General features: G+C 63.2%; 21 protein-coding genes. 11 read left to right on the top strand and 10 right to left on the bottom strand.

The window, feature by feature from the left end:
- Nucleotides 1-1,710: a hypothetical protein gene (locus tag IM701_RS04100; protein WP_193827855.1), complete on the top strand. Its 1,710-nt coding sequence runs from the start codon at nucleotides 1-3 to the stop codon at nucleotides 1,708-1,710.
- A 23-nt stretch (nucleotides 1,711-1,733) separates the two neighbouring features.
- Here IM701_RS04100 and IM701_RS04095 read toward each other — a convergent pair whose 3' ends face one another.
- Entirely contained in the window at nucleotides 1,734-1,916 is a 183-nt protein-coding gene (locus IM701_RS04095) for a DUF1508 domain-containing protein (RefSeq protein ID WP_039336565.1), read from the bottom strand.
- A 349-nt stretch (nucleotides 1,917-2,265) separates the two neighbouring features.
- Here IM701_RS04095 and IM701_RS04090 point away from each other — a divergent pair, with 349 nt between their 5' ends.
- Nucleotides 2,266-3,216, top strand: a complete 951-nt coding sequence (locus IM701_RS04090) for a sugar phosphate isomerase/epimerase (protein ID WP_039336564.1) — start codon at nucleotides 2,266-2,268, stop codon at nucleotides 3,214-3,216.
- An 18-nt stretch (nucleotides 3,217-3,234) separates the two neighbouring features.
- A complete protein-coding gene (locus IM701_RS04085; protein WP_193827854.1) occupies nucleotides 3,235-4,158 on the top strand; it encodes a sugar phosphate isomerase/epimerase in 924 nt (307 codons plus the stop codon).
- Here IM701_RS04085 and IM701_RS04080 read toward each other — a convergent pair.
- Nucleotides 4,149-5,228: an FAD-binding oxidoreductase gene (locus IM701_RS04080; protein ID WP_193828334.1), complete on the bottom strand. Its 1,080-nt coding sequence runs from the start codon at nucleotides 5,226-5,228 to the stop codon at nucleotides 4,149-4,151. The genes IM701_RS04085 and IM701_RS04080 overlap by 10 nt on opposite strands.
- 32 nt (nucleotides 5,229-5,260) lie before the next feature.
- Complete coding sequence (locus IM701_RS04075) at nucleotides 5,261-6,250, bottom strand: alpha/beta hydrolase (protein WP_193827853.1); 990 nt, start codon at nucleotides 6,248-6,250, stop codon at nucleotides 5,261-5,263.
- Nucleotides 6,251-6,320: 70 nt separating this feature from the next.
- Here IM701_RS04075 and IM701_RS04070 point away from each other — a divergent pair, with 70 nt between their 5' ends.
- From IM701_RS04070 to IM701_RS04055, 4 genes are all read left to right on the top strand, one after another.
- Nucleotides 6,321-6,821 (top strand): prepilin peptidase, encoded by a 501-nt coding sequence (locus tag IM701_RS04070; protein WP_193828333.1) that lies wholly within the window; start codon nucleotides 6,321-6,323, stop codon nucleotides 6,819-6,821.
- Between the two features lie 72 nt (nucleotides 6,822-6,893).
- On the top strand, nucleotides 6,894-7,925 hold the full coding sequence (gene cpaB, locus IM701_RS04065; protein WP_039336557.1) for a Flp pilus assembly protein CpaB: 1,032 nt from the start codon (nucleotides 6,894-6,896) through the stop codon (nucleotides 7,923-7,925).
- On the top strand, nucleotides 7,925-9,583 hold the full coding sequence (locus tag IM701_RS04060; RefSeq protein ID WP_370584350.1) for a type II and III secretion system protein family protein: 1,659 nt from the start codon (nucleotides 7,925-7,927) through the stop codon (nucleotides 9,581-9,583). Before cpaB ends, IM701_RS04060 begins: the two co-directional genes overlap by 1 nt.
- Before the next feature lie 14 nt (nucleotides 9,584-9,597).
- Nucleotides 9,598-10,269 (top strand): CpaD family pilus assembly protein, encoded by a 672-nt coding sequence (locus tag IM701_RS04055; RefSeq protein WP_193827852.1) that lies wholly within the window; start codon nucleotides 9,598-9,600, stop codon nucleotides 10,267-10,269.
- Nucleotides 10,270-10,658: 389 nt separating this feature from the next.
- On the opposite strand, the gene IM701_RS22225 is transcribed toward IM701_RS04055, so the two are convergent.
- Nucleotides 10,659-10,760, bottom strand: a complete 102-nt coding sequence (locus IM701_RS22225) for a TilS substrate-binding domain-containing protein (protein ID WP_156451923.1) — start codon at nucleotides 10,758-10,760, stop codon at nucleotides 10,659-10,661.
- An 815-nt stretch (nucleotides 10,761-11,575) separates the two neighbouring features.
- Here IM701_RS22225 and IM701_RS04045 point away from each other — a divergent pair.
- Both IM701_RS04045 and IM701_RS04040 read left to right on the top strand, forming a co-directional pair.
- Nucleotides 11,576-12,550, top strand: coding sequence for a type II secretion system F family protein (locus IM701_RS04045; RefSeq protein ID WP_039336552.1), 975 nt, complete (start codon nucleotides 11,576-11,578; stop codon nucleotides 12,548-12,550).
- A 16-nt stretch (nucleotides 12,551-12,566) separates the two neighbouring features.
- The gene (locus tag IM701_RS04040) at nucleotides 12,567-13,577 is read left to right on the top strand and encodes a type II secretion system F family protein (protein ID WP_039336550.1); all 1,011 of its coding nucleotides are present in this window, start codon (nucleotides 12,567-12,569) and stop codon (nucleotides 13,575-13,577) included.
- 74 nt (nucleotides 13,578-13,651) lie between these two features.
- Here IM701_RS04040 and IM701_RS04035 read toward each other — a convergent pair whose 3' ends face one another.
- The 6 genes from IM701_RS04035 to IM701_RS04010 form a co-directional block, all read right to left on the bottom strand.
- A complete protein-coding gene (locus tag IM701_RS04035) occupies nucleotides 13,652-14,659 on the bottom strand; it encodes a fumarylacetoacetate hydrolase family protein (RefSeq protein ID WP_193827851.1) in 1,008 nt (335 codons plus the stop codon).
- Nucleotides 14,656-15,114, bottom strand: coding sequence for a MarR family winged helix-turn-helix transcriptional regulator (locus IM701_RS04030; protein WP_062343134.1), 459 nt, complete (start codon nucleotides 15,112-15,114; stop codon nucleotides 14,656-14,658). Before IM701_RS04030 ends, IM701_RS04035 begins: the two co-directional genes overlap by 4 nt.
- Before the next feature lie 203 nt (nucleotides 15,115-15,317).
- The gene (locus IM701_RS04025) at nucleotides 15,318-15,956 is read right to left on the bottom strand and encodes a TetR family transcriptional regulator (RefSeq protein ID WP_039336544.1); all 639 of its coding nucleotides are present in this window, start codon (nucleotides 15,954-15,956) and stop codon (nucleotides 15,318-15,320) included.
- Nucleotides 15,953-16,825 carry a crotonase/enoyl-CoA hydratase family protein gene (locus tag IM701_RS04020; RefSeq protein ID WP_062343132.1) on the bottom strand — a complete coding sequence of 291 codons (873 nt, stop codon included), beginning with the start codon at nucleotides 16,823-16,825 and terminating at the stop codon, nucleotides 15,953-15,955. Before IM701_RS04020 ends, IM701_RS04025 begins: the two co-directional genes overlap by 4 nt.
- 119 nt (nucleotides 16,826-16,944) lie before the next feature.
- Nucleotides 16,945-17,730, bottom strand: a complete 786-nt coding sequence (locus IM701_RS04015) for an SDR family NAD(P)-dependent oxidoreductase (RefSeq protein WP_039336538.1) — start codon at nucleotides 17,728-17,730, stop codon at nucleotides 16,945-16,947.
- A 31-nt stretch (nucleotides 17,731-17,761) separates the two neighbouring features.
- Nucleotides 17,762-18,934, bottom strand: coding sequence for an acetyl-CoA C-acetyltransferase (locus IM701_RS04010; RefSeq protein ID WP_062343188.1), 1,173 nt, complete (start codon nucleotides 18,932-18,934; stop codon nucleotides 17,762-17,764).
- 105 nt (nucleotides 18,935-19,039) lie between these two features.
- On the opposite strand from IM701_RS04010, the gene thiL reads away from it, so the two are divergent.
- On the top strand, nucleotides 19,040-19,915 hold the full coding sequence (thiL, locus tag IM701_RS04005) for a thiamine-phosphate kinase (protein WP_193827850.1): 876 nt from the start codon (nucleotides 19,040-19,042) through the stop codon (nucleotides 19,913-19,915).
- Between the two features lie 120 nt (nucleotides 19,916-20,035).
- Nucleotides 20,036-22,159: a sodium-translocating pyrophosphatase gene (locus IM701_RS04000; protein WP_193827849.1), complete on the top strand. Its 2,124-nt coding sequence runs from the start codon at nucleotides 20,036-20,038 to the stop codon at nucleotides 22,157-22,159.
- The last annotated feature ends 95 nt before the right edge of the window (nucleotides 22,160-22,254 follow it).

Genomic DNA, 22,254 nt, shown 5'->3' with positions numbered 1-22,254 from the left:
ATGGCGGCTCTCAAACTTGTCGTCCCCACTCCCGCCAAGGACATCGGTCACGCAGCGCTGATCGAGGATCTGGTCTCGCTGCTCAAGCGTCTGGACGAAAGCTTCGACATGGCCAGCACGCACCTGTGCCAGTCGGTTACGCGCATCCAGACGATCACCTCGGCTCTGACCGAAGTGACCGGCATGTTCGATGGCGGCGTCGGCGTCGAAGCGGTCAATGGATTGCGGATGGCCGCCGAATCCCTGCGCAACGTGCGCAGTCTGGTTCAGGGCAGGTCTCACGAGATCGCGACCATGCACGAGGCCGCCCGGTCTTTGCGGACCAGCGCTGGCGAGGTCATGCGCTGCCTGCAGGTCCTCGACATTTACGGCATGAACGTGAAGATCACCGCATCGGGCCATCCGCAGTTCATGGAATTTGCAGATGCTATGCGCGGCAAGCTCGATCAGGGTGACCGGGAACTGCGCGGCCTCGACCATATGCTCGGAGGGCTTCTCGCAAGTCTTCGCGAGATGGGCGAGAACGACAGGCTGCTCGATCGCGAATGTGCGAAGGTCTTCCCGCAGGTACCCGATGCGCTGATGCGCGAAGCGGGCAACCTGCAGCAGCACCAAATGCGTCTTGGCAACCTGGCCAAGACCATTGCCGGCCTTGCTCTGGCGATTCAGACCGAGCTCCACGCCGCCATCCAGGCAATGCAGATCGGCGACAGCGTGCGCCAGCGACTGGAGCACGTGCTGGCGAGCCTGCGCACGCTTGAAACGCGACGCCAGGAAGGCAGCATGGCCGGCTCTGCTGGCGCACCGTTGCTTCGCGTTCTCGCTGCATTGTTCGAAGCGGCAGTCTCCGACTATGGGCGCGACAGGGCCGAACTCGCGGCTTCTCTTTCGCGACTGCAAAGCCAGTGCAGAAATCTCCAGGGTCTTGACGACGACCAGGCCAGCGAGGGCGACAGTGACATGCTGGAGCGCATCGAGGCAAGTGTTGCCGAGGCGCACCTGATGCTGCGCCAGCTGGACCGCGCGAACAGCGAGGGCATGGCGACACTCGACCTGATCCTGCAGACGGTCGATGAAGTTACGGAACGGGCAGAAGCCATCACCCGGCTCCGGCTGGATGTGCAGCACATGGCGATCAATATCGGTCTGAGTTGCCGCACTGCGCAATCCATCGGACGACCGGTGATGGTCATCGCCAACGAGATCAGGACATATTCCGAACGCCTTGATGCAATCGCCGATGCCATCCAGCGAACGCAAACGAACCTGTCGGCGCCCTGCCACCGCCTGCAGAGCCAGTCGCACGAGAACGGTGGTGCATCGGGGGAACTCCTCGCCCGCTTCCTCACCACGATTGGCGATTGCAACGAAAGAGGCCGACAGGCGATGGCCGTGGTTGAAGCCGAGTCAGACCAGTTGGGATCAAGCCTGGCACTGGCAATCGATGCACTGGAGGAAGCAGGGATGCTGGAAGCGCCCATGCGAAACCTGTCGTCCGTCCTGCAAGGCGCCGGTTCGGATTGCCAGCCGGTCGACGGTGACAAGGCGGTTCTATTGCAGACTATGCTCGACGATCTGGCGCGAAGCTACACGATGGCAGACGAGCGCCTCATCCACAACCAGGCGCTTGTCCCTGGCCTGAATGGGATCGCCATCGCGCCGGATGTGACGTTGGCCCCTGATGACGACGAGGACGATGGCCTGTTCTGAAACCGGCCAATCATCCCCAGCTCTCAATCGGTGGTCGTATCCACCACTGCCGCCTCGGGACCGTTCTTGAGGATCGATTCAATGGCATTCCGGGCGCCGGCCTTGCTAGCGTAGCCCTCGGTCCAGAAGATGGTTTCGCTGTTGTGGCAGAAGTAGGCGACAAACTCGCCTGCCTTGTTTCTGCGGATCTCGAAACGGTGCGCCATAATGACTCTCCCTGTCGTTAGCCCAGGTCCGCAGATATCACGGAAAAGGCGCAGCACAGCAGGCAAAATACGCACGCGGGGTTGATTTTTGCCTGCAAATGGCGGATGTCCGCCAGCACAAAGTAGCGGGCGTCTGACCCGCCAGGCAAACGAGCGCCAGTGCGCGTCGGGGCCGTGGAATGGGAATGGATCCTGTGTCTGCGGCGGTAAACTCATCACCTGCCAATAGCCATGCCGCCAGCGCATCTGCAGGCGTGGTTCACTGCGCCTGCGCGGCACGCGACCATGCCCCCAACATGCACGAACGCAATTGCCCCTTTGCCGGGGCAGGAACGCCAGAAGGTTGACCATGAACCCCAAAGATACCGCGATAAGCCTCGACCTTATCAATCGCCACTACCAGGAGCCGAACCGCAACCGGTTCGAAAGCAAGTATTTCTGGGAGGAGCTTTACCCCCTGATCGCCACGGCAGGGTTTTCTGCCATCGAAATTCCCTATGAGCCGGTTTGGCAGTTCGGCGGGCGCAGCGGCGTGCCGATGAACCGCTATTGCATCAACACCAAGTACAGCAGCGCGGCGCAGTACCGCGAAGTGCTGGCCGCAAGCGGAATCACGCGCGTCACAGGCGTGACCTTCGATCCCAACCTGTTCATGCGCAACGACAACATCCACTTCTTCTTCGGCGCATCCGGCCATTTCGCCGGCGAGGCCCTCGCCCATGCGGCCGATCTTGGCGCGGACTATTTCGCCATAAGCCCCTCGCCCTACTACGGGCGCATCAGGCAGTATCACCCCGATATCGACGCCCAGATCGCCATGTTCACCGATCGCACGGTCGAACTGCTGAGCGGCCTTGCCGCCAAGGCCGAGGAACTGGGCGTAAAGCTGGTGCTGCGCAATGAATACTGGAGCCTGTTCGGCGGTGAACGGGTGCTCGCGCTGCTTGCGCGCTTGCCCGAAAGCGTCGGCCTTGACGCTGACACCGCCAACCTCACCGTTGCCGGGATCGACCCGGTGCAGTTCATCACCACCAACATCGCCCGCATCGGCTGTGTCCACCTGACCGACACCAGCTTCGTTGACAGCAACGACACATGGAAGACGCCGAACCCCGAACACCCGCAGCCCCAGGCCACGCAGGTCTTCCGCGATCCCGGCACCGGCTCGGTCGATTTCGCCGCGATTGCCAGCACGCTCGACAAGCTGGGCTATTCAGGCCCCGTGACCTGCAGCGCCCGCCAGACGCGTGATCCGTTCCGCGCACTGCTGCGCACGCGCGCCATGCTCAACCAGCTTTGATTTCCGGAGTTATCCGAAATGCCCAATATCCAATACGCCAACATGAGCCACTGGAAGTCGATCCCTTTCAAGCAGATCGATAACTTCCGCGACTTCTACTACGAGGACAAGACCAACAGCGCCTACTATTCCGACTGGGACAACATCCTGAAATATCAGTCGGCGCTGGGCTTCAGCGGCATCGAGATCGCGCCGTGGGACATGGCAGACATCCTGCCGCTGTTCGGCTCGCCCGAAAACTTCACCGCCTTTGCAAAGGACCGCGGCGTCGAGGTTATCGGCATGTTCCATGGTGCCCACGCCTCGCACGATGTCGGCCACTTTGATGAAGCCGTGCAGTCAGGCCGCGAAGCGGTGGACACCATCGTGCGCTTCGGCGGCACCTACATGAACACCTGCCCGACCCAGAACTACTTCGGCTGCGGCCCCCTCACCCGCGAGGAAGTGCAGCAGTGTGCCAAGGTGATGAACGAGATCGGCCGCTATGCCACCGACAAGGGCGTCAAGATCGGCCTGCACAACGAGTTCTTCTGCGCGATCAACCTGCCAAACCATCGCGAACTGATCGAATCCACCGATCCCGCGCTGGTCCACTACTGCATCGACACCGCCCAGATCTCGATCATGGGCGAGGATCTGGTGACCTTCTACAACGACTATCACGACCGCATCAGCACGTTCCACCTCAAGGACACCGCCTCGTCCAACCAGCCCGACAGCCTGCGCTATTCACAGGACCCGGAAATCACAGACGACGGCACGCGCTGGTTCTGGGAACCGGGGATGGGCACGCTCGATCTCAAGGGACTTTACCGCGCGCTCAAGCAACACGGGTTCAAGGGCTGGATGTCGATCGAGTACGACGGCTCGCCCGACCTCCTCGCCTCGATGGCGATGACCCGCTACTACCTCGATAACGAACTGCGCCCGATCTACGATTGATCAGGCAGGAATCGCGCCGGCGCATATGCGTCGGCGTCGATTTCCACGGTCAGCTCGTCGCGGGGCAAGCCGAGCAGTAGCTGAGCGCCCAGCCGCGCCGCGGCAGGTGCCGTCTGTATGCCGAAGCCGCCTTGCCCGGCGAACCAGAACAAGCCCTCCACAACCGGATCGAAGCCGTAGACCGGCAGGCGATCCGGCGAGAAGGATCGAAGGCCTGCCCAGCGGCGCTCGAGCGCGGCAATGTTCCAGTCCACCACGTGCTGAAAGCGGTCGATGGCAATGGCAACGTCCAGTTCCTCGGGCGCGGCATCGCCAGCGACATCGGGGATCTCATCGTGCGGTGAAAGCCACAGACGCCCGGCCTGAGGCTTGAAATAGAAGTCCTCGTTGATGCCCAGCGTCAGCGGCAGGGAATCTGCCGGGGCAGGATCGGTGCGCAACTGGACAATCGTGCGGCGCAACGGCTGGATGCCAAGCGGGCAGGCACCGGCAAGGCTGGCAAGCGAGTCCGCCCATGCTCCGGCAGCATTGGCGATGATAGGAGCGCGTGCCTCGCCCCCGGCCCAGGCCAGCCGCCACTGTCCGCCTTCCCGCTCCAGCCGCTCGACGCGGGCCCGCACGCGCATGACTGTGCCGGTCCGCTTCGACGTTGCAAGGTAGTGCTGGTGCAAGCCGGCAACGTCGATGTCAGCGCAGCCGGGCTCCCACGCGCCGACAACCCATTCGGGCTTCAGGCCGGGCACGCGGGATTCAAGCGCCGACCGGTCCTGCAGATGCAGGGTGGCACCCAGGGCAGCGAACTTCTCGATGAAGGCCTCAACCTTGTCGCGGTCCGACGCCTGCCCGATGTTCAGCGCGCCACGCTGGGACAGGAACCCGCCTTCCCGCAAGTAACGGCCCGAAGCCATCGTCAGCGGGAAGACACCGGGTCCGCCATAGGTTTCTTCCCAGAACGCGGCAGAGCGTCCGGTGGTGTGGTAGCCGGGGGTGTCCTCGGCCTCGACCAGCAGCACGCGGGCGTGGGGCGCGCATTCGGCGGCGAGACTGGCACCTGCCATGCCCGCGCCCATGATGGCGACATCAAAGTCTCCGGCAAAGCTGGTCACGCGATGGGGGCCTCCGCGACGGGCGCCATGCGGTCTAGGAAATCGTCAATCGCAGCCATGACCTTGTCTCTCACCGGGTCAGCCTCTCGCAGCAATTCGTGTCGGGCTTCCCGTCCCCAGGTCATCAGTTGCGCACGTGGCAGGCGGCGGGCGGCACGCTCGATCGCCTTCCAGCTGACCAGACCATCGTGACGCGCGGCAAGCAGAAGCACCGGCACGTCGACCGCTTCCAGAATCCCGGGAGCATCCAGCACCAGCATCGAGGCATAGGCACGCTCGACCCACCGCCAGGAGCCGGGGCCCATTCCGAGAAAGGAGCGCTGCAGCTTCCATTGCGCCTCGTCCTCGTACCGTTCGGCATCATGCGTCAGCAGTGTGTTCCGGGCTGCGGCGGTCGTCCCGGGCTTCTCGCTGATCTTCCAGGCGGGGCGGGCAGGATCGCCGAATCGGCACATCGCCTCGGCCACCTTGTGCAACGCCCGATTCGGTCCCGGAGTGAGAAAGCCCAGCATCGGAGCACTCAGAACCACGGCAACAGGGTTAATGCGCCCTTCCGCAAGAGCACGTAGCACGAGGTGACCACCCATCGAATGGCCGATGACGACATGGGGGCCAGGCGTCTGGACGACCCATTGCGACCAGAATGCGGAGAGGTCCTCGATCCAGATCGAGAAATCTTCGACGTGCCCGATTGCAGGATGGGCAGAGAGCCGTCCTGAACCTGCCTGCCCGCGCCAGTCGAGCGCAGTTACCTGCCACCCTTCCTCATGCCAGTAATCGAGAGATTCCAGATACTTCTCGTAGAAATCTCCACGCCCCGGCAAGAACAGGATCGAACCGCGCGGACCGTACTGGGCCTGAGGAGCGCCATGACCGGGCCAGTCGATCCGGCGGATGACATGGCCGTCTGATGCGGTCCAGAACCCTTCGTTCGCATCCGCCGGAATCGCCCTGCGATCGATCCGACTGCTGGTACCGAACTCCATGCCTGAAACGCCTCCAATGGCGCAGTTGCGCGCCAAGGTTTGGTTACCGTTTGGTAAGTGATTGTCCCGTATGCCCCAGGACATGCAGGGGAACATCTTCGTTTACGGACTGGTCGGGGCATTGGCAATCGCGCTGCTGGTTGCCGCCTTCACCGATATCCGCCGCCGCCAGATCGACAACTGGCTGAACGCTGCCATCGCACTGGCCGCTCCGGCCTACTGGTGGGCGTCAGGGCTGTCACTGTGGCCGGGCGTGGCGATGCAGGTGGGCGTGGCGTTCGTCGCCTTTGTCGTCCTGGCGGGACTTTTTGCCCTCAAGCTGATGGGCGGCGGAGATGTAAAGCTGCTGGCGGCACTGGCACTTTGGTTGCCGCCGTTGAGCTTCGTCAAGCTGCTAGTGATCATGTCGCTGCTGGGCGGCGCGCTGACCATCGTGGTCGCCGCGTGGCACTATACCGTGACGCGCCGGCGCGATGCAAAGATTCCTTACGGCGTAGCAATCGCAAGCGCCGGACTGATCGTCCTGGCCCCGATGCTCGAGGCCGGTTGGCGCTCCGTTACAGGTGCATGAACATCATATCACAATTTTTAACCATTTTGCCCGAGACATGCGGGCCTGAGTTAAGAGGGCGGGACAAGTAGCATGGACAAGAGGAAGCTGATGTTGCTGGTGGGGGCGCTGATCGTTGCGATCGGCACGGCCTTCGCAGCAAGGAGCCTTTTCGCTGGCGCGTCCACGCCTCAGGCAGAAGCTGCGGCAAAGATGCCGATGGGCCCGAAGGTGCTGGTAGCCCAGCGCGCCCTGCCCGTCGGCACCATCATTACCGCCGACGCCCTCAACTTCCAGGCATGGCCCAAGGACATGGTCCAGGACGCCTACTTCGTCGAGGGCGAAGCTGACATGCAGAAGCTGCTGGGCACCGTGGTGCGCAACCCGATGACTGCAGGCGAGCCGGTCACCAAGGGCAACCTCGTTGCGCCCGGCGACCGTGGCTTCCTCGCAGCTGCTCTCGGGCCAGGCATGCGCGCCGTCACCATCCCTGTCTCGGCCCGCACCGGCGTAGCCGGCTTCGTCTTCCCGGGCGACCATATCGACCTGGTGCTGACCCAGACCGTCAAGGGCAGCGGCGACAGCGGCATGGCACTGAAGGCATCGGAAACGATCCTCAAGAACCTGCGCGTGCTCGCAACGGACCAGTCGACCGAGCAGGAAATGGTCGAGGGCAAGACCCGCGTGCGCACCTTCAGCACCGTCACGCTCGAAGTCACGCCCAAGATCGCGGAGAAGATTGCCGTGGCCCAGACGATCGGCACGATCAGCCTCTCGCTGCGCTCTCTGGCGGACAACTCGGCCGAGCTTGAGCAGGCGATTGCCTCGGGCGACGTCAAGATCCCGGCCGGCGCTACCAAGCAGCAGGAAGAGGCGCTGATCAAGCAGGCCATGGCTCGCCCTATCGAAAGCAGCAAGGCCAGCTTCGTGACCGGCGGCGATGTATCGCGCTTCCAGCGCACGACCGTGCCAGTGGCAACTGCTCCGGCAGGCGGCGGATATTCCGCTCCCGCCGCGAGCCCTGCCCCGCAGATGGCAGCAAACGGCCGACCGGTGCCTACCGGCCCCGTGGTCCGCGTGACCCGCGGCAAGGACACCGAAGATGTCTCGATAGGAGCGAAGTGATGAGCTGCGCTCTCCACACCAAGATCATGCGACAGATCCCGACCTCGAAGGGCAGCACCATGAACCGCCGTTTTTCCTCCAAGCTCCTCACGGCCGCGCTGATCGCTGCCCCGCTGGCGATGATGCCCGCATCCGGCATGCTCCACGCACAAAGCCTGACGAGCCCCGCCCGCACCGTCACGATCTCGATCGGTCGCGGAGAGCTGGTCACCGTCCCCGGTCGCATGGCCGACGTGTTCGTCGCCGACGACAAGGTGGCAGACGTCCAGGTCAAGTCGACCAACCAGTTCTACGTGTTCGGCAAGTCGGGCGGCGAGACAACCGTATACGCCAGCAACGCCAAGGGTGACGTCGTCTGGTCGGCCAACATTCGCGTCGGCAACAACATCGACTCGATCGATCAGATGCTGCACCTCGCCATGCCCGAGGCTCGCGTCAACGTCGCAACGATGAACAACACGGTCCTGCTGACCGGCACGGTCGGCGCGCCCGAGGACGCGGCCGAGGCAGAGCGCCTCGTGCGCGCTTTTGTCGGCGACAAGACCAACGTGATCAGCCGCCTGAAGATGGCAACGCCATTGCAGGTCAGCCTCCACGTGAAATTCGCCGAAGTCAGCCGCACGCTGGTGCGCGACCTGGGCGTGAACCTGACCGGCATCGATGGCACGGGCGGCTTCAAGTTCGGCATCGGACAGGGTCGTTCCGCAGCATCGACCTACACCACCGACCGTAACCTGCCGTTTGGTGTCGGAACTTCGTCGACCACTGGATTTACCTTCGATCCGACCAAGGTAACTGAGTCCAATCCGCTTGGCCTGGTGGAAAAGGCCGGCAGTTCGGTCACGGCCACTACTACCGGCACCACCATTGCCGGCATGGGCAAGCTTCTCGGCCTCGATCTGCTCGGGGCGCTCGATGCCGGTGAGACGCTGGGCCTTGTCACTACCCTGTCCGAGCCGAACCTGACCGCGCTTTCCGGCGAGACTGCCGACTTCCTGGCGGGTGGCGAATACCCGATCCCTGTCTCGCAGGGGCTTGGCACCACCTCGATCGAGTACAAGCGCTACGGCGTCAGCCTGGCCTATACGCCAACGGTCCTGGCCAACGGCCGCATCTCGATCCGCGTTCGTCCTGAAGTCTCCGAGCTTTCGAGCACGGGCGCACTGAAGCTCGACAGCGTCGAAATCCCGGCCCTGACCGTGCGCCGGGCCGAGACGACGATCGAACTCGGGTCGGGTCAGTCCTTCATGATCGCAGGCCTGCTGCAGAATGGCGCGCAGAACGCGCTGACCAAGATGCCTGGCGTGGGTGACGTGCCGATCCTTGGCTCGCTGTTCCGCTCGACCCGCTATCGCAAGGGCGAGACGGAGCTGGTCATCGTGGTCACGCCGTATCTGGTGAACCCGGTAAACGCCAACGACATCAAGCTGCCGACCGACGGCTTCCAGAGCCCGAACGACATCCAGCGCCTGCTTGGCAACATGGAGAACGACGGGGTCACCGGTGGCGACCGCCCCAAGCCGACCGAAAAGGAAGGCACAGTTCAGACCGGTCCCAAGGTCGGCGCTCTCGACAAGCCCGCGAAGGCACCGCAGCCAGCCGACCGCCGCAGCGACAAGAAAGTCGCCAGCGCCGAACCCGGCTTCAGCATCCAGTGAACGAGGGACAGCTCATGCGCACCAATCATAACCGCCGCGCTTCCGCAGCGCTGCTGCTTTCACTGGCAACGGCCCTCTCGGCCTGTTCGGTCAACGCCCCCGAGAACCGCATGCTCAACTCGGTGCATCAGCCGATTGTCGAGCGCGACCGTTACGTCTTCGATGTCGAGACCCTGCCGGGAGGTGGCATTTCAATCACCGAACAACGTCGGCTCGCCGGGTGGTTCGAAAGCCTTGGCCTCAAGTATGGTGACAAGATCGCGATAGACGATCCGTTGCAGTCGAAGGCCACGATCGCTTCGGTCGATACGGTCGCCGGTCGCTGGGGCATGTTCGTCGAAGGCCCCGCCCCGGTTACCCCCGGTTATGTTCCGGCTGGCGGTGCGCGCATCGTCGTGACCCGCGCCACTGCCTCGGTACCTGGCTGCCCCGACTGGACGGCCAAGTCCGACTTCTCGATGAGCAACCGGACGACGTCGAACTTCGGCTGCGCCATCAACAGCAATCTCGCCGCGATGGTCGCCGACAAGGAACACCTCGTGAAGGGCGCCAACAGCACCGGGGAAACGGTGGTGATGAGCGGAACCAAGGCCATCGACAGCTTCCGCGCCGCCAAGCCAACCGGCGAAGATGGCCTGAAGAACAATTCGACGTCCAATGCCTCTGGCGGCAGTGGAGGAAACTGACATGAGCTGGAAGAATGCCAATCGCGACGCCTTCGCCGCTTTCATGTGCGACGAGACCGCGCTCGACGTCCTTCGCCCGGTCGTCGTCGACATGGGCTGGGCGCCGGAGAAGTGCCACCGTGGTGGCCTGCGCAACGCGATCCAGTCGCTTTCGATCACGGCCAGCCCGAACATCCTCATGGTCGACCTGTCGGAAAGCGGCGACCCGCTGAACGACATCAACGCTCTTGCCGAAGTTTGCGAGCCCGGCACCGTGGTCATCGCCGTGGGGCAGGTCAACGACGTACGCCTGTATCGCGACCTGATTGCCTCGGGCATTCAGGATTACCTGCTCAAGCCGCTCAATGCGGGGCAGATCCGCGATGCACTCGTCCAGGCGCAGACCATCTTTACCGCACCCAAGAGCCATGATCCGAGTGCGGCGAAGCGCCACATCTCGACAGCCATCGTCGGCACGCGTGGCGGCGTCGGGGCGTCGACGCTGGCGACATCGCTCGCCTGGCTGTTCAGCACCGATCACAAGCTGCCCACTGCATTGCTGGATCTCGACGTCCATTTCGGCACCGGCGCACTGACGCTCGATCTGGAGCCCGGTCGCGGCCTGACCGACGCGATCGACAATCCGAGCCGCATCGACGGCTTGTTCATCGAACGCGCAATGATCCGGGCAAACGACAATCTGGCCATTCTGTCGGCCGAAGCGCCGATCAGTTCGCCGCTCATGACCGATGGCAGCGCATTCGTGCAACTGGAGGAGGAATTCCGCCAGGCGTTCGAGATGACTGTGATCGACATGCCGCGCAACATGCTGATCAACTTCCCGCACCTGCTGGGTGACGTGAACGTGGTGATCGTTGCGACCGAACTGACGCTGGCCGGCGCGCGCGATGCCATTCGCCTGCTTTCGTGGCTCAAGACCAATGCTGCCCACGCCCGTCCGATCGTGGTTGCCAACAAGGTGCAAGCCGGCGCCAACGAGATCAGCAAGGCTGATTTCGAAGCCTCGATCGAGCGCAAGATCAACTTCATGTTGCCCTACGACATCAAGGGGGCATCCAACGCGGCCAAGCTCGGACAGTCGTTCGTTGCAGCCAATCGCTCCTCGAAGGTCGGAGCCACGATCCGGGACATCGCCTTCGCGATCATCGGAACCGGTGAGGAAGATGCAGCGGCGGACACCACAGCCAGTGCGCGCAAGCCCTCGCTGCTCGGCAAGTTCGATCTCAAGAAGATGCTAAACAAGCCCAAGGCCGGTGTGCCCGCCTGACGGCCCGCATTCGCTTGAGGTGACGGGAAGAGACCTGCAATGGGGAATACGATCCAGCTGATCCTGATGGCCGGCGGCATGATGGCGGCGATGGTGCTCGGCTATGCCGCGCTGTCCGGCCCGTCCGCGTCCAAGGAGAGCGGCCGCCGTCTCCAGTCGGTACGGTTTCGGCACTCGGACAGCGCGGTTGACAAGGTCGAAGCGCAATACCGCAAGACCGTGGCAGCCCGCAAACCGCGTGCAGGAAAGATCGCCGGCTCGGGATCGCGGATGGAAGCGCTCGAACTGCGCCTCCACCGCACCGGCAAGGGCTGGACGCTGTCCCAGTACCTCTATGTCAGCGGCGGTCTTGCCCTGGCGGTCTTGCTTCTGGTCTTCCTCAAGACCGGAGCGCCCTTGCTGTCGCTGGTCGCTGGCTTGTTTGTCGGCATCGGCTTGCCGCACTTCATCGTCGGCCGGGCCATCGGCAAGCGCGTCGAAAACTTCACCACGCGCCTGCCCGATGCTCTCGATCTGCTGGTACGCGGGCTTCGATCCGGTCTTCCGGTGACGGAGACCCTGGGCGTGGTCGCGAGCGAACTCCCCGGCCCTGTGGGTGAAGAGTTCAAGCTGGTGACCGATCGCATCAAGGTCGGCCGCACCATGGAAGAGGCACTGCAGGACACCGCCGATCGCCTCAACATGCCCGAGTTCAACTTCTTCTGCATCACGCTTGCCATCCAGCGCGAGACCGGCGGCAACCTGGCCGAGACGCTTTCGAACCTTTCGGACGTGCTGCGCAAACGCGCGCAGATGAAGCTCAAGGTCAAGGCGATGAGTTCGGAATCGAAGGCATCAGCCTATATCGTCGGCTCGCTGCCCTTCATCGTGTTTGCGCTGATCTATACGATCAACCCGGCCTATCTCAGCAAGTTCTTCGTGGACGAGCGCCTGATCATCGCCGGTCTGGGCGGGCTCACCTGGCTTGGCATCGGTTCGTTCATCATGGCCAAGATGGTCAACTTCGAAATCTGAGCGGGAGGGACCGGCCATGATCAACAACCCCGCAGGACCAACGCTGCTCGGCTTCGACGTTTACCTTGTCGGTTCAATCCTGATCGGGATTGCCGCAGCGGCCGTGATGCTTGCAGTCTACGCCGCCGTCACCGTGCGCGACCCCATGGCCAAGCGCGTGAAGGTCCTGAACGAACGCCGCGAACAGCTCAAGGCCGGCATCGTCACGGCGAATGCCCGCAAGCGCCAGAGCATCGTCCGCCGCAACCAGACCACCGACCAGATCCGCGGCTTCCTCGAATCGCTCAAGGTCCTGCAGGACAGCCAGTTGGCGGTGATCCAGCAGAAGCTGGCGCAGGCCGGCATCCGCAAGAAGGAATGGGCCGTCGCGGTCATCCTCGGACGCCTGGTTGGCCCGATCACTCTGGGTCTTCTGGGCGCGGTGCTCTTCTACTGGACCAACACGTTTGGGGATTGGGGTCCCATGAAGCGGATGGGCGCCTTCATGTTCATGCTCATCGCAGGGTACAAGGGGCCCGACGTCTTCATCCAGAACATGGTTTCCAAGCGGACCCACGCGATCCGCAAGGGCCTGCCCGATGCGCTCGACCTGCTGGTCATCTGCGCCGAAGCCGGCCTCACGGTCGATGCGGCCTTCAGCCGCGTCGCACGCGAACTGGGCCGCGCCTATCCGGAACTCGGGGACGAATTCTCGCTGACCGCCATCGAGCTGTCGTTCCTGACCGATCGTCGTCAGGCGTTCGAAAACCTCGCCTATCGTGTCGATCTGGAATCCGTCAAAGGCGTGGTGACCACGATGATCCAGACCGAGCGCTATGGTACGCCCCTCGCCTCGGCGCTGCGTGTCCTCTCTGCCGAATTCCGCAACGAGCGCATGATGCGTGCCGAGGAAAAGGCTGCACGCCTGCCCGCGATCATGACCATCCCGCTGATCCTGTTCATCCTGCCGGTGCTGTTCGTCGTGATCCTCGGCCCTGCTGCCTGCTCGATCAGCGACACGCTGATCAACAAGAAGCCCGGTAGCTGATCGGACCAGCCAAGGCATGAAAAAAGCCCCGCCGGACCTGCCGGCGGGGCTTTTCATTTTGCGGCAGAACGCGATCAGGCGCGGGTAACAGTCTGATCGATTGCCCCGAAGATGCTCTTGCCCTTAGCATCGCGCACTTCGATGCGCACCGTATCGCCCCACTTCAGGAACGGAGTCGAAGGCTGGCCCGAGGTAATCGTTTCAACCATGCGCTGTTCGGCAATGCAGGCGTACCCCTTGCCGCCTTGCGACACCGGACGCCCGGGCGAACCATCAGGATCGCGATTGGACACCGTGCCGGAGCCGATGATCGTCCCCGCCCCCAGACCGCGGGTCCTGACAAGATGCGCGATCAACACCCCAAAATCGAAGGTGCATTCCTCGCCCGCCTCGACCCGACCGAAAGGCTGGCCGTTGACGTCGACCGAGAGCGTCCGCATCAGCTTGCCACCGCTCCATGCCTCGCCAAGGCTGGCCGGCGTCACGAACACCGGTGAAAAGTGGCTGGCAGGCTTCGACTGGACAAAGCCGAACCCTTTGGCAAGTTCGCCCGGAATGAGATTGCGCAGCGAAACGTCGTTCACCAGGCCGACGAGACGAATGTGCTTGAGTGCTTCGTCAGGCGCAACGCCTTGGGGAACGTCACCGGTCACGACGACGATCTCGGCCTCAAAGTCGCAACCCCATGCCTCGTCCCTCAGGGCAAGCGGTTCGCGCCCTCCGCGCAAATCGTCGCTACCCCCTTGGTACATCAGAGGATCGGTCCAGAAGCTTTCCGGCAGTTCCGCCCCGCGAGCCTTGCGGACGAGTTCAACGTGATTGACGTAGGCGCTGCCATCGGCCCACTGGTAGGCACGTGGGAGCGGGGCGCAGGCTTCACGTTCGTGGAACCGCTTGCGCGGAATTGCTTCATGGGCAAGCTCGATCGAAAGCGCCTCGACCAAGGGGAAGTAGCGGTCCCAGTCATCCAGCAAGGCCTGCATGGTCGGCACGATGTGATCGGCGTCGGCATACCAGGCAAGGTCGTTCGACACGACGATCAGCCGACCGTCGCGTCCCTGCGGTAATGATGCGAGCTTCACTTCTCTTCGCCTTCGAGCGTCCGGGCAGCCTTGAGCAGTTTCTCAAGAATGGCGCGCAGCTTTTCCTGTTCACGCGGGGATATTGCCGAGAATATCTTCTGGTACATCTCGAACGCCTGCGGCCAGATCCTGCCGTGCAGTTCGCATCCCGATGCCGTCAGTTCCAGATGATGAGAGCGACCGTCCTGCTCGTTCGGGCTGCGCTGGACCAGGCCACGCTCCTCAAGCACCTTGCAAGCACGATTGACAGCCACCTTGTCCATCAACGTGGCTCGAACAAGATCGCGTTGGGTCAAAGGCCCTGCGTCACCCAGCACGGCCATGATCCGCCATTCGGGAATCTTCAGGCCGAATTCGCTGCGATACTCGCCCGCTATGAGGCCGCTCACCGCATTCGAGGTGATGGCCATCCGGTAGGGCATGAAGTCGGTGAGGCGCGTTTGTGTTCCGGGCATGATTTCGTATCACATGAAACCAGCCTGATGCGCAAGAGCGAAATATTATGCCACCAAGCGGTGGCATGCGCGTTAGATCAATGCGCACGTAGGCGCTAGACGACATTTTCTTTATGCCGCCATGCCTCCAGCTTTAGCGCGCATTGCAGCGCAAGGGGTGCAGCATGGTTTCATGCTGCACCTGCTCGAGACTGCGATCCCGCTCAGTGTGCGAGGATGCCGGCCATGATGAAATCGACGGTGTGCTCGCGGTAGCTGTCGCGCAGTTCCTCGGTGAGGGTGTCTTGATCGAAGCAGTGCTTGAGCACCAGACGCGCCGAAAAGAAGCGATCGGCCGCGCCGGTAACCGTGAAGTAGAACAGCTGCGGGTTGATCGGCCGGAAGACGCCCGCCTTCACGCCATCGCCGATGAACCGGTTGTAGGCGCGATGCAGCGGCAGCAGATACTGGTCGGCGATTCGCTTCGCTTCAGCCTCGTCACTGTCACGAACAAGACGCATCAGCAGGCGGTTGAGATAGGGATATTCGAAATAGGTATCGATGCACTTCGAAATGTGCAGCCGCAGCTTGGCCTCGGGGCTCATGTCGTCCTTGGCGAGCAGGGCGTCGACCGACTTGACGATGTTCTCCATGTCTCGGTCGAGCAAGGCCTTGAGCATGCCCGCCTTGTTGCCGAAGTAGTACTTCACCAACGCGGAGTTCAGGCCGGACCGCAGGCTCAATTCCGATAGGGAGATGTCGACGACATCTCCCTCGCGCATGATGCTCGACGCGGTCTGCAGAAGCTGCTCGCGTGCGCCCGGCGTTTCCAGGCTTTCCCCCTTTGACACTTCCGTACTCATTCCCAACCCGGCTCGTTCCACCACGGATAAAACGACGGCATATCCGAAGAAACGCGTCCGGGGTAGCGGGGAGCGCGTTTTTCCAGAAAACTCGCGATGCCTTCGGCCGCATCGCCGCCGCGCGAGAGGGTGTAGATCGCACGGCTGTCGACGCGGTGCGCCTCCATCGGATGCGAAAACGACGGGTTATGCCACAGCATGGCGCGGGTCATCGCGACCGAGACCGCACTGGTGTTGTCGGCAATTTCGCGTGCGAGCGCGATTGCCGCGGGCATGAGGTCCTCAGGTTCGTGCAGCGAGCGAACAAGGCCGCCGCGCAGGGCTTCCTCGGCATCGAAAACACGGCCGGTCATGCACCATTCGAGCGCTTGGGGCAGCCCCACGATACGCGGCAGAAACCAGCTCGACGCGGCTTCGGGCACGATCCCCCGGCGCGCAAAGACAAGGCCGAAGCGCGCCTTGGTCGAGGCCAGGCGGATGTCCATCGGCAACTGCATGGTGACGCCGACACCGACCGCCGCACCGTTGATAGCGCCGATCACCGGCTTCTTGGACTGATAGATGCGCAAGGTGATCATGCCGCCGCCATCGCGCACGCGAGGATCGGACAGGTCTTCCACCGCATCGCCGCTGGAGAAGACGTGCTTGCCGTCACTGGGCGTGAGGTCTGCGCCGGCACAGAATGCGCGGTCTCCCGCCCCGGTAACGATCACCGCGCGCACGCTGTCATCCGCATCGGTGCGATCGAACGCATCGATCATCTCGTTCATCATCGTGCCGGTATAGGCGTTCATCTTTTCGGGGCGGTGCAACGTGATCGTCGCGATGCCATCGGCGATGTCGAGCTTGATCTGCGTATAGTCGGCCACGAAAGTCTCCCTTGAATGCCGTTGCGCTCCCGCGCAGGCGGGAGCCTCAGTCGGTTAGCGGAAGCGCCCCGCAAGACCACCGAGGTCCCCGCCTGCGCGGGGACACAACCTTAAGGCGATCAGCGCGGCGCCATGCGGATGGCGCCATCGAGGCGGACGTCCTCGCCGTTGAAGTAGCCGGTCTCGATCATGCACATGGCAAGGTTGGCGTACTCCTCGGGCATGCCGAGGCGCTTGGGGAACGGGACTGACGCCGCGAGCGCGTCCTTCACGTTCTGCGGCGCGCCCTGCAGCAGCGGGGTGTTGAAGATGCCGGGCAGGATGGTGTTGACGCGAATGCCCTCGCTCATCAGGTCACGCGCGATCGGCAGGGTCATGCCGACAACCCCGCCCTTCGAGGCCGAATAGGCGGCCTGGCCCATCTGGCCATCTTCAGCAGCAACCGAAGCGGTATTCACGATAGCGCCGCGCTCACCGAACTCGTCGCAGGGATCGAGAGTCATCATGCCGGCGGCCGACTTGGCAATGCAGCGGAATGTGCCGACGAGGTTGATCTGGATGATCCAGTTGAACGCATCCATCGGGAAGTGCTTGATCTCGCCTGTTTCCTTCGAACGGCTTGCCGTCTTGATGGCATTGCCGGTGCCGGCGCAGTTGACGAGGATGCGCTCCTGGCCATGCGCCGCGCGCGCCTTGGCAAAGCCGGCGTCGACACTCTCGTCGCTGGTCACGTTCACTTCGCAGAACACGCCGCCGATCTCGGCAGCCACGGCCTCGCCCTTTTCCTTCTGCAGATCGAAGATGGCGACCTTCACGCCCTTGGCGGCAAGCGCCCGGGCGGTGGCTGCGCCGAGGCCGGAAGCGCCGCCGGTGACCACGGCGGCAACGGTATTGTCGAGCTTCATTGCGAGTTATCCTCTCTAAAGGGCTGAAAAATCAAAGAGCTTCGATAATGGTGACGTTGGCAACGCCGCCACCTTCGCACATCGTCTGCAGACCGTACTTGCCGCCGCGGGCGCGCAGGGCGTGGACGAGCGTGGCCATGAGCTTCGTACCCGAAGCGCCCAGCGGGTGACCGAGCGCAATGGCGCCGCCATTGACGTTGAGCTTCTCGGGGTCTGCCCCGGTGTGCTTGAGCCAGGCCATCGGCACCGACGCGAAGGCTTCGTTCACTTCATAAAGGTCGATGTCCGAGATCTTCATCCCGGCCCGCTGCAGCGCACGGTCGGTCGCGAAGAGCGGCTCTTCGAGCATGATCACCGGATCGCCCGCAGTCACGGTAAGGTTGTGGATGCGCGCCAACGGGGTGAGCCCGTGCGCCTTCAGTGCGGCTTCCGAGACGACCAGCACAGCGCTGGAACCGTCGCAGATCTGGCTGGAGCTGGCGGCGGTCAGCGAACCTTCCGGGCTGAGCAGCTTGACTCCGGCAATGCCTTCGAGCGTGGCATCGAAGCGGATCCCTTCGTCCACGGTGTGCATGGCGGGGCCTTCAGGAGTCTCGATTTCGACCGGCACGATCTCATTAGCGAAAGCCTGCGCGTTCGTCGCGGCGATAGCCTTCTGGTGACTGTTCAGCGAAAAACGATCGAGGTCATCCTTGGAGAACCCGTGCTTCTTGACGATCATTTCCGCGCCCATGAACTGCGAGAACATGATCCCCGGATACTTCTCGTCCAGACCCGGCGACTTGTAGTGGCCAAGGCCCTCCTTCATGTGGAACGTGGCGTTCGAGCCCATCGGCACCCGGCTCATGCTTTCCACGCCCGAAGCGATCACCACGTCCTGCACGCCCGACATCACCGCCTGCGCGGCGAACTGGATCGCCTGCTGCGAAGAACCGCACTGGCGATCGATGGTAACGGCCGGCGTCGATTGCGGCAGCAGCTTCGAGGCGAGCACGGCATTTCGGCCGACCTGCATCGCCTGCTGTCCGGCCTGGGTGACGCAGCCCATGATCACATCATCGACGGCAGTCGGGTCAATGCCGGTCCGAGCGATGATGGCATCCAGGCTGCGCGCGGCGAGATCGACGGGGTGAACGCCTGCAAGCCGTCCGCCGCGACGTCCTCCAGCCGTGCGTACTGCGTCGACGATATAGGCTGTTGCCATGTGTTCCGACTCCTCTCGATACATCTTTAATCGAACGATTAAGGGGCAAAATGGTGCTGGTCAAGCGGACTTGTGCGGTTCGCCAGCGCGCCCCATAGACCGGGCGTGAGCAAGGAATCCGACCTGATTGCGGACATGCGCAAGCTGGCCCTGCACCCCGCCGCCCGCGGGTTGACTGATGACTGCGCGGTATTGCCGTTCGGCGGCGAGACGCTGGTGCTGACCCATGACATGATGGTCGAAGGCGTACACTGGCTGCCGGGACAGGACATGGCGGACGTGGCCTGGAAACTCGTCGCAACCAACTTGTCCGACCTGGCAGCCAAGGGGGCCGAACCGGTGGGTGTGCTGCTGGGCTTCACGCTCGGCGAGGAGGACACGCGCTTTGTTGCCGGACTTGGCGAGGCATTGCAGGCGTTTGGCGTGCCCTTGCTGGGAGGCGATACTGTCAGCGGCAACGGGCCCCGCAGCCTTGGACTGACCGCGCTGGGACGAGCGACCTGTTCACCCGTACCTTCGCGCAGCGGGGCAAAGGTGGGCGACACCCTCTGGCTTACCGGGCCGGTTGGTGCGGCGATGCTGGGGTTCGAGGCACTGCGCGACGGGACCGGCCGCGATAGCACCACTTTCCGGCGGCCCTTGCCTCGCCTTGCCGAAGGCCGGACACTTGCCCCACTGGCAACCGCGATGATGGACGTGTCTGACGGCCTGCTGATCGATGCGGCGCGCATGGCACAGGCCAGCGGCGTGACCTTCGCCATTGCCAGCGAGAGTGTGCCCTTCCCTGCCGCCCTGCCCGACAGCCGTCGCGACGATGCAATGCGCTGGGGCGACGATTACGAACTGCTGTTCACGCTCCCCCCGGGGTTACCTGCACCAGTCGCCGCCCTTCGCATCGGGGTGGCGCAGGCGGCGACATTATCACCTGTAATCATCGATGGTGCAGTGCCGCATGGCAATCTGGGTTATATGCACGATTAAAAAGCCCTTGGCCAAGGTCATGGAAGGGCTTGCGGGGCAGAAATAAAACGATAGCTTCCCCCCACCCGCAACGACGGGGACGGGCCACTCGTGGCACCGGACATAAAGGGGGATGCCAACGTGAACCTAGTCGTATTATCGATAATACTCGGGTTGCTTGCCGTCGTTTATGGCTTCGTGACCAGCCGTCAGGTGCTCGGCGCACCGGCGGGCAACGCCAAGATGCAGGAAATTGCCGCCGCCATTCAGGAAGGCGCGCAGGCCTACCTCAAGCGCCAGTACACCACCATCGCGATCGTCGGCGTGGTCGTCGCCGTGATCATTGCCGCAACGCTGGGCGCAATCTCGGCCACCGGCTTCGTGATCGGCGCCGTGCTTTCGGGCGTTGCGGGCTTCATCGGGATGAACATCTCGGTCCGCTCCAACGTGCGCACGGCCGCGGCGGCACAGAACGGCCTGCAGGCCGGCCTGACCCTCGCTTTCCGTGCGGGCGCAATCACTGGCATGCTGGTGGCAGGCCTCGCCCTGCTCGCCATCGCGGTTTTTTACCACTACCTGACCGACATCGCCGGTTACACCGTGGGCGGCGATGATCGCACCGTGGTCGACGGCCTCGTCGCGCTCGCGTTCGGTGCTTCGCTGATCTCGATCTTCGCGCGTCTTGGCGGTGGTATCTTCACCAAGGCGGCCGACGTCGGCGCCGACCTCGTCGGCAAGGTCGAAGCAGGCATCCCCGAAGACGATCCGCGCAACCCGGCCGTGATCGCCGACAACGTGGGCGACAATGTGGGCGACTGCGCCGGCATGGCCGCCGACCTGTTCGAAACCTATGTCGTGACCGTTGGCGCAACCATGGTGCTGACCGCACTGCTGCTCAAGGGCCTGGGCGATGCGCTCGGCGCGATGATGGCCCTGCCGCTGCTGATCGGCGGCGTCTGCATCGTCACCTCGATCATCGGCACCTACTTCGTCAAGCTCGGCTCCTCCAACAACATCATGGGCGCGATGTACAAGGGCTTCCTTGTCACCGCCGTCCTCTCCATCGGTGCGATCTGGTGGGCGATTTCCTATGCGCTGGGCGACATGGAAACCGCGATGAGCTACACCATCCTCGACAGCACGGTGACCTTCACCGGCCGCGTGCTGTTCTACTGCTCGCTGCTCGGCCTCGTCATCACCGGCCTGATCATCTGGATCACCGAGTATTACACCGGCACCAACTATCGCCCGGTGCGCTCGATCGCCAAGTCGTCGGAAACCGGCCACGGCACCAACGTCATCCAGGGTCTGGCCATCAGCCTTGAATCGACCGCAATGCCGACGATCGTGATCTGCGCCGGCATCATCATTGCCTACCAGCTCGCCGGGCTGATCGGCATTGCCTATGCGGCAACCGCGATGCTGGCGCTGGCCGGCATGGTCGTGGCATTGGACGCCTATGGTCCAGTGACTGACAACGCCGGTGGCATCGCCGAAATGGCGGGCCTCGACGATTCGGTCCGTGACAAGACCGACGCACTGGACGCGGTGGGCAATACCACCAAGGCCGTAACCAAGGGCTACGCAATCGGATCGGCCGGCCTTGCCGCGCTTGTCCTTTTCGCGGCCTACACCACCGACCTCAGGGAGTTCTTCCCGAACCTCGCGGTCAGCTTCAGCCTAGAGAACCCCTATGTCATCGTCGGGCTGCTGCTCGGCGCGCTCCTGCCGTACCTGTTCGGCGCGATGGGCATGACCGCTGTGGGCCGCGCGGCGGGCGACGTGGTGATCGACGTGCGTGACCAGTTCCGCGACAATCCGGGGATCATGGCGGGCACCTCGAAGCCTGACTATGCCCGCACGGTGGACCTCGTCACCAAGGCCGCGATCAAGGAAATGATCGTGCCTTCGCTGCTGCCGGTGCTGGCCCCGATCGCGGTCTACTTCGTGATCGCAGCGGTGGCCGGTCAGGCCAACGGCTTTGCCGCCCTTGGCGCCCTGCTGCTGGGCGTGATCGTCGGCGGTCTGTTCGTCGCCATCTCGATGACATCGGGCGGCGGCGCATGGGACAACGCCAAGAAGTACATCGAGGACGGCAACCACGGCGGCAAGGGCTCGGACGCCCACAAGGCCGCTGTCACGGGTGATACCGTGGGCGATCCCTACAAGGACACCGCTGGCCCTGCCGTGAACCCGATGATCAAGATAACCAACATCGTAGCTCTGCTGCTGCTCGCAGCTCTTGCAAGCAACGCCGTGGGTTAAGGAGCCAACGCCCAAGTTGGGGAGAGGATGCCCCGTCCGGAGCAATCCGGGCGGGGTATTTCTTTGCTGGCTTGTTAACCGAGTTTTCGGGCATT

Origin of the sequence: Novosphingobium sp. ES2-1 (assembly GCF_015169775.1) — a bacterium.
In the GTDB taxonomy this organism is placed as follows: domain Bacteria; phylum Pseudomonadota; class Alphaproteobacteria; order Sphingomonadales; family Sphingomonadaceae; genus Novosphingobium; species Novosphingobium subterraneum.
Note: the sequence above shows the minus strand (reverse complement) of the source record. Positions and strands in the feature narration are given on the sequence as shown.